This is a genomic window from Cellulomonas sp. P4_D11, assembly GCF_056401915.1.
Map to the genome: position 1 here is coordinate 1 of NZ_JBFUIK010000065.1, position 7,629 is coordinate 7,629.

Sequence of the window (7,629 nt, forward strand, 5' to 3'; positions counted from 1 at the left end):
GCGACGACGCTGGCCGGACGCGCCCGAGGGAGCGGCGACCGCGGGAGCCGCACCGCGACCGCGGCCACGGCCGCGACCTCCGCCGCCGCCGCCACCGGTCGACGCCTGGACGGGCGGGGCGACGTACTTGACGGGATCGGCGACCTCGCCGACGAGGCGCGTGAGCGTCGCGTCGCCGGGGAAGACCGGCTTCGGCGTCGCGGTGATCTTGGCGGCGCGGGTCAGCGCACGCACGTCGCCGCGCTGCTCGGGCAGGACGATCGTGACGACGTCGCCACCCGACCCGGCACGCGCGGTGCGACCCGAGCGGTGCAGGTACGCCTTGTGCTCGGCCGGCGGGTCGACGTGCACGACGAGCTCGATGTCGTCGACGTGGATGCCGCGCGCCGCGATGTCGGTGGCGACGAGCACGCGGACCGCGCCCGACGAGAACGCCTCGAGGTTGCGCTCGCGAGCCCCCTGGGCGAGGTTGCCGTGCAGGTCCACGGCGGGGATGCCGTCCATGGTCAGCTGCTTGGCCAGCTTCTTGGCCTGGTGCTTGGTGCGCATGAACAGCACGCGGCGACCGGTGCCCGAGGCGAGGTGGTGGACGACCTGCTTCTTGGCCTCGGCGTCGCGCACCTCGAACAGGTGGTGCGTCATGGCGGCGACCGGCGACTCGGCGCTGTCGACCGAGTGCTCGACCGGCGAGGTGAGGTACCGCTTGACCAGCTGGTCGACGCCCTTGTCCAGGGTGGCCGAGAAGAGCAGGCGCTGGCCGGCCTTCGGGGTCTTGTCCATGATCCGCTTGACGCCCGGCAGGAAGCCGAGGTCGGCCATGTGGTCGGCCTCGTCGAGGACGGTGATCTGCACGTCGTCGAGCGTGAGGGCCTTCTGGTTGAGCAGGTCCTCGAGGCGCCCCGGGCACGCGACGACGATGTCGACGCCGCCGTTGAGCGCGGAGGTCTGCTTGCCCTGCGAGACGCCACCGAAGATGACGGTCGTGTTCAGGCCCATCACCTTGGCCAGCGGCGCGATGGTCGCGTCGATCTGCGAGGCCAGCTCGCGGGTCGGGGCCAGCACCAGGGCGCGGGGCCGACGGGCGGCCTTGCCCTTGCCCGCGGTGGCGGCGAGCCGCACGACGAGCGGGAGCGCGAACGCCAGCGTCTTGCCGGAGCCGGTGCGGCCGCGGCCGAGCACGTCCCGGCCCGCCAGCGAGTCGGGGAGCGTGGCGGTCTGGATGGGGAAGGGGGCGGTGATGCCCTGGTCCGTCAGGGCGGACGACAGGGCAGCAGGCACGCCGAGTTCAGCGAACGATGTCATAGAGAGAGCCTCTCGGGCTTGGTCGGGGTCCGCCGCCAGAGCAACCAGAGCGGGTGCTCGGGGGACCTCCACGACGCGGGGCGCGCACGTTCGCACAGCCCTTGGTGTCCCCACCCTCTCACACGGAGCGCCGGATCCAGGGTCGCGGTGGCGAGCGTCACAGGGGACGATCGGACGCAACCGGCCCCGTACCTGGAGGAACGCACCCGATGCCCAGCCCCGTGATCGCCTCCGCGCGCGACCTGGTGAAGGTCTACGGCACGGGCACGACGACGGTCCGGGCGCTCGACGGGGTCGACGTCGACCTCGTGCGCGGCGAGCTCACCGCGATCATGGGACCGTCCGGCTCGGGCAAGTCGACGCTCATGCACTGCCTCGCCGGGCTGGACCGGCCGACCTCCGGGACCGTCGTCGTCGACGGCGAGACCGTCAGCAGCATGTCCGAGCGCCGGCTGACGGCCCTGCGGCGCACCCGGGTCGGTTTCGTGTTCCAGGCCTACAACCTGGTGCCGACGCTGACGGCCCTCGAGAACATCACGCTGCCGCTCGACATCGCCCGCAAGCAGGTCGACCGGGCGCACCTCGACCTCGTCGTGGAGACGCTCGGGCTCGCCGACCGCCTGAGCCACAAGCCCAGCGAGCTCTCGGGCGGGCAGCAGCAGCGCGTGGCGTGCGCGCGGGCCCTGGTCGCGCGCCCGGCGGTGGTGTTCGCCGACGAGCCGACGGGCAACCTCGACAGCACGTCGGCGGCCGAGGTGCTCGGATTCCTGCGCCGGAGCGTGGACGACCTCGGGCAGTCGGTGGTCATGGTCACGCACGACCCGACGTCGGCCGGGTACGCCCACCGCGTGCTCTTCCTCGCCGACGGCCGCGTCCAGGGCGAGCTGCGGGACCCGACCGCGGAGTCGGTGCTCGCGGCCCTGACCGCGATCCGGGCCGGCGCGGTCTGATGGTCCGCGTCGCGCTGCGCGGGGTGCGCGCCCACCTCGTGCGGTTCTGCCTCTCCGTGCTCGCGGTCGCGCTCGGGGTCGCGTTCGTCGCCGGGACGTTCGCGCTGCGCACGATGCTCGGGTCCACGTTCACGGACATCATCGCGACGACGACGCTGGGCGACGCCTACGTCCGCGGCGCTGACGCCGCCGGCGGCACGGGCGGGCCGGACCGGATCAGCCCGGACACCCGCAACCCGGTCCCGCTGACGCTCGTCGACCAGCTCGAGGCCGTCGACGGCGTGGCGGCGGCGCTGCCGGACGTGCAGGGGCCGCTGGTCCTGGTGGGCGCCGACGGCACCGCGGTGCAGAGCACGCAGGCGCCCAGCTTCGGGTTCGCCTACGACCCGCGGGACCGTGCCGCGCACGTGGTCGCCGGGCGGCCGCCGGCAGGTCCCGACGAGATCGCCGTGGAGTCGGCCACGCTGCGCGCGTCGGGCCTGGCGATCGGCGACGCGACCAGCGTGGTGGTCGGCGGCGAGGTGCGGCCGGTGACCGTGGTCGGCGAGATGGGCCTGGGGGCAGCGCTGGCCGGCGCGACCGTCGTCTTCGTCGACCCGGAGACCGCGGTCGCCGCGTGGGCCCCCGACGGGAACGTGGCGACGATCTCGGTGCAGGCGGACGACGGCCTGACCGAGCAGCAGCTGGTGGACCGGATCGCGCCCGTCGCGGCGGCGTCGGCCATCCCGGCCGAGGCCGTGACCGGCGACGAGGTCCGCGAGCAGGCGACCGCGAACATCCTGTCCATCCTCGGGTTCATCACGACGTTCCTGCTGGTGTTCGCCGGGATCTCGCTGTTCGTCGGCGCCTTCATCATCGCCAACACGTTCTCCATGTGGGTGCGGCAGCGGACCCGCGAGCTCGCGCTGCTGCGCGCGGTGGGGGCGTCGCCGCTGCAGGTGTTCACCTCGATCGTGCTGCAGGCCGCGATCGTCGGGGTGGTCGGCGCCGTGCTCGGCGTCGCCGGCGGCCTCGGGCTGGTGGTGGTCCTGCGCTCGGTGCTCGGCCGGGTGGGGATGCAGCTGACCGGCCAGGTGCCGCTCGACGGGTTCACGCTCGTGGTGTCCGTGCTCGTCGGCACGCTGGTCAGCGTCCTGGCCGCGGCGCTGCCCGCTCGCCGCGCCGCGCTGGTGCCGCCGGTCGAGGCCCTGCGCGACGAGGTCACGCTGCCCGAACGGTCCCTGACCCGGCGCGCGATCGTGGGCGTCTCGCTCGTGGTGCTGGGGATCGCCGCGCTGGTCGCCGCCCTTCTCGACCCCACCGCGGACCATGCCGGCGCGCTGCTCGGGATCGGCGCGGGCGCGGTGGTGCTCGGGGTGCTCGCCGCGTCGCCCGTGCTCGCCCGCGGCATGCTCCGGGTGCTGTCGGTGCCGGTCGCCCGGTGGCGTCCCGTCGGCCCGCTCGCCCGCGGCAACGTCACGCGCAACCCCCGCCGCACGGCGAACACCGCCGGCGCCCTGATGATCGGGATGGCGCTCGTCGGGGCCGCCGCGGTCATCGCCGCCACGACGCAGGCGTCGACCAGCGCGATCGTCTCGCAGGAGGCCACCACCGACTACATCCTGCGCGGGGCGGGCCAGGGGACCGTCCCCGAACAGGCGGTCGAGGACGTGCGCGAGCTGCCCGACGTCCGTGCGGCGGACACGTTCGCCACCGGCAGCGTGCTCGTGGACGGCTCCCCGTACGCCGTCACGGGCATCGACCCGACCGCGATCGGCCGCAGCATCCGCACCGAGGAGGTCGAGGGATCGTTCCCCGACGCGCTCGCGGCCGGGCAGGTGGCCGTGCAGCGGACGACCATGGACGACGAGGGCTGGTCGATGGGGCAGGAGCTCACCCTGGTCGGCTCGACGTCCTCGCGGCCCGCCACCATCGGCGCCGTCATCGACTCGCCGGCGTTCGGCGTGCCGCTCGTCGTGTCGCAGGCTGTCCTGGACGGGCTGCTGCCGCCCGACGAGCAGCGCGTGACCACGGTGTTCGTCACGGCGGCCGACGGCGCCGACGTCGCGGCGCTGCGGGGCGAGCTGACGCAGGCCGTCCGCCCGTACGTCGTCGTCTCGGTCATGGACAGCGAGGAGTTCGTGTCGGACCTCGCCGCGCAGGTGGACCGGGTGCTCGTCATCCTCTACGCCCTGCTCGGGCTGTCGATCGTCATCGCCGTCCTCGGCATCGTGAACACGCTCGCCCTGTCCGTGATCGAGCGGACGCGCGAGATCGGGCTGCTGCGGGCGGTCGGCCTCGGTCGGCTGCAGCTGGGCACGACGATCACGCTCGAGTCGGTCCTCACGGCGGTGTTCGGCACGACCGTCGGGCTGGTGCTGGGGGTCGCGCTCGCGGCGACGCTGCCCACGGTGTTCGCCGACGTCGGGCTGCGCACGCTCGCGATCCCGTGGACCAGCCTCGCGCTCATGCTGGCGCTCGCGGTGGTGGTCGGCGTCGTCGCGGCGCTGTGGCCCGCCGTCCGTGCGGCGCGTCTGCCCGTGCTCGACGCGGTGACCACCGAGTGACCGATAACCTCGGAGCGTGAGCGACACGGGGTACGGCGACTTCGAGTTCGAGCGTCGCTTCTGGGCGCGGGACGTGCCGGCCGACCTTCTCGACGCCTCACCCGCGCTCATCGTGCAGAGCTATGTGCTCGCCGACGCCGGCTTCGCCATCCGCGTCCGGGTGCAGGCCACGGTCGAGGGCCTCGCGCTGGAGCCGGGCCTCGACGAGCTCGCGATCCTCGACCGGCACGCCGACCAGATGGACTTCTGCGCGATCACCGTCAAGGGCCCGATGAACGAGGGCACCCGCTACGAGGCCGAGCGTGAGCTCGACGTCACCGTGGGCCTCGAGCTGGTCCGCCGCGGCGGCGCGCGCGTGGCCAAGACCCGGCACTCCGTGTGGCTGGGCGACGACGGCTGGGTGGTCGACACGTTCGCCGGCGGGAACGCCCCCCTGGTGGTCGCCGAGGTCGAGCGCGGCGGGCCGGTCACCGACCTGACCATCCCGGAGTTCTGCGTCACCGAGCTCACGTCGGACCCGCGGTTCTCCAACGACGCGCTCGCCGGCCGGCCGTACGGCCGCTGGGCGGCCGAGTACGAGGCCGAGCTGGCGCGTGTGGGCCCGCGGTTCCTGCAGAACCTCGGCCACAACCACCGCCCCGGGGAGTCCGGGCAGGGCTAGCGCGCCCAGCGCCGGTGCGTGGGGTCCACGGCCCGACGGATCGGCCGTCGGGCTGCGCGCTCCGCGGCCGCGCCGGCCGCCTGCTCCAGCGCATGCAGCCGGCCGTAGGTGAAGGCGTTCTCGCCGTCCAGGTGGGCCTGGATCCCGATGCGGCGCAGCGTCTCGCGGCGGACGACGGAGTCGTGCTGCCCGCCCAGGACGTCCTGCACCTCGCGCGCTCGCCGGGCGCTCTTCCGGGCGGGCGCGCCGACGACCGACGCCGCCAGCTCGCTCGCGTACCGGGCGCGGCGGGCCTCCTTGCGGATCTCGTGCAGCGCGTCGTCGTGGGCGTCGTCGCGGACCTCCGCGTGCTCGGTGACGTCGACCGCGTCGACCAGCCGCCGCCACGCCTTGCGCGCGCGTCGGGGGATCACGCGGTCGGCGCTCTCGTCGGCGCGCGGACCCGGGGGCAGGTCGTCCGCCAGCGCGTCGAGCGACGCCAGCAGGGCCAGGTACCGGTCGGACGCGAGCCAGCTGTCCAGCGCGTCGAAGGCGGTGCGCCTTGCGGCGGACCGGTCCTCGTCGAGGCGCTGTGCGACGGGACCCAGCACCAGCTCGATGTCCTCGTCGGCCACCCGGCGCCGCAGCGCCCGGCGTTCGACGTAGGCGTCCCGGGCGGCGCCCAGCACGTGCCCGAGCTCCGCCAGCTCGTCCCGGAGCGGATCGGTCACCGAGCGGTCCACCACCGGGCGGAACACGCCGAGCGCCGTCCGCAGCCGGCGCGTGGACACGCGGGCGTCGTGCACGCCGTCGTCCTCGCCCGAACGGACCGCGGGGTCGGCCGCGAGCAGCCGCTCGGTGTGCAGCGCGAGGTAGGCGCGGACCGCCTCGGCGGCGCTGCCGTCCCGCGGCGACGTCGATCGCGCGGCGGGGGCGGCCTCACCCAGGGCGCGGGTCAGCTTCGGTGACGCCCGCCGTCCGGCGCCGGGGACGGACCCCAGCACGCGGGCGGTGGCGACAAGGACCTCCTCCGGGCCGTCCACCAGCTCGACCTCCCACTCACGCCAGGTCGCGAGGTCGGCGCCGTCCGCCGAGCGAGCGTGCACCGTGTCGTCGGCGACCTCGGCGACGACCTGTCCCGCCTCGTCCCGCAGCCGGTGGACCACGCGGTGGGTCCGCAGCTCGACCCGCGGCTCCAGAGCCCGGTCGAGGACCCGCGACCGGATGAGTGACACGAGCTCCTCGGGCACGTCGTCCCCGAGCGGGAGGCGATGCTCGGAGCGTCGTCGCGGTCCGCCCTCGTCCGGTCGGCCCTCCGGCACCTTGAGGTGCCATCCCTCGTCGTCGCCGCCGGTCCGGCGGCGCAGCGTGACGCCCGCGCGGGCGAGGTCGAACCTCGCCGTGTCGACGTACACCGCGGTCAGGTCCACTTCCTCGGGTCCGTCGACGGACGCGACCCCCCGGATGCCGGTCAGGTCGGGGACCCGGACGTCCACGGGGACCTCGACCGCGCTCTCGGTCTCGTGGTGCAGTCCCATGCACCGAGGCTGGCACCTCGCCGCGTGCTCCGCGCGGGGAGGCGCCTCCCGCGGCCCTCATACACTGACCGTCCATCGCGACGAGGAGGTAGTGCCGTGCCCGTGGGCCGACGACGCGCCGCCCTGGTCGCGACCCTCGTCGCGCTGGTCGCGCTCGCCGGCTGCACGCCGGACCGGGCCACCCCGTCGCCGACGCCGGCACCGCCGTCCGCCTCGCCGACCCCGACGCCGACGCCGACCCCGCCCCCCGTGTCCGCGAGGGTGAGCGCGCCGGACGAACCCGCCACGGTCCTGCCGGCGGCCACCCCGCAGGACGCGGCGCTCGAGGCGTCCCGCGCGCTGTTCGACGCCGCACCCGTGGTCGTCGTCGCCCCCGTCGAGGACGTCGCCGCGCAGCTCACCGCGTCGTCGGCGGCGGTCGCGCTCGGCGCGCCCGTCCTGCTCACGACGGCGGGCACCGACCCCGCGCCTGTGCTGGCCGAGCTGGCGCGGCTGGACGCGCAGGCGGTCCTCCTGGTCGGCGCCGTGGGCCTCACGCCGCCGAGCAGGCTCACCGCGGTCCCGCTGGTGCCCGGCGCGGACGCCGCCACGCTGGGCGCCGCGACGGGTGCGACGTTCGGCGTGCCGACGGAGGTCGTGCCCGGTCAGGAGGC

Annotated in this window: 5 protein-coding genes and 1 pseudogene; 4 read left to right on the top strand and 2 right to left on the bottom strand. The window is 75.1% G+C overall.

Features of this window, described 5'->3' with window-relative positions:
- Positions 1-1,302 (bottom strand): DEAD/DEAH box helicase (locus AC1DT4_RS20000; protein WP_477091505.1); only part of this gene is annotated, 1,302 nt, incomplete at its 3' end.
- Positions 1,303-1,511: 209 nt separating this feature from the next.
- On the opposite strand from AC1DT4_RS20000, the gene AC1DT4_RS20005 reads away from it, so the two are divergent.
- The 3 genes from AC1DT4_RS20005 to AC1DT4_RS20015 are packed head-to-tail and all read left to right on the top strand — an operon-like array spanning position 1,512 to position 5,459.
- Positions 1,512-2,252, top strand: coding sequence for an ABC transporter ATP-binding protein (locus AC1DT4_RS20005; protein WP_477091506.1), 741 nt, complete (start codon positions 1,512-1,514; stop codon positions 2,250-2,252).
- Positions 2,252-4,798, top strand: a complete 2,547-nt coding sequence (locus AC1DT4_RS20010) for an ABC transporter permease (RefSeq protein WP_477091507.1) — start codon at positions 2,252-2,254, stop codon at positions 4,796-4,798. Before AC1DT4_RS20005 ends, AC1DT4_RS20010 begins: the two co-directional genes overlap by 1 nt.
- A 16-nt stretch (positions 4,799-4,814) precedes the next feature.
- A complete protein-coding gene (locus tag AC1DT4_RS20015) occupies positions 4,815-5,459 on the top strand; it encodes a CYTH domain-containing protein (protein WP_477091508.1) in 645 nt (214 codons plus the stop codon).
- Here the strand turns inward: AC1DT4_RS20015 and AC1DT4_RS20020 are convergent.
- Positions 5,456-6,976: a CYTH and CHAD domain-containing protein gene (locus tag AC1DT4_RS20020; RefSeq protein ID WP_477091509.1), complete on the bottom strand. Its 1,521-nt coding sequence runs from the start codon at positions 6,974-6,976 to the stop codon at positions 5,456-5,458. The genes AC1DT4_RS20015 and AC1DT4_RS20020 overlap by 4 nt on opposite strands.
- 102 nt (positions 6,977-7,078) lie before the next feature.
- Between AC1DT4_RS20020 and AC1DT4_RS20025 the strand changes: the two are divergent.
- Positions 7,079-7,629: pseudogene (locus AC1DT4_RS20025) on the top strand (hypothetical protein); the annotation flags it as partial.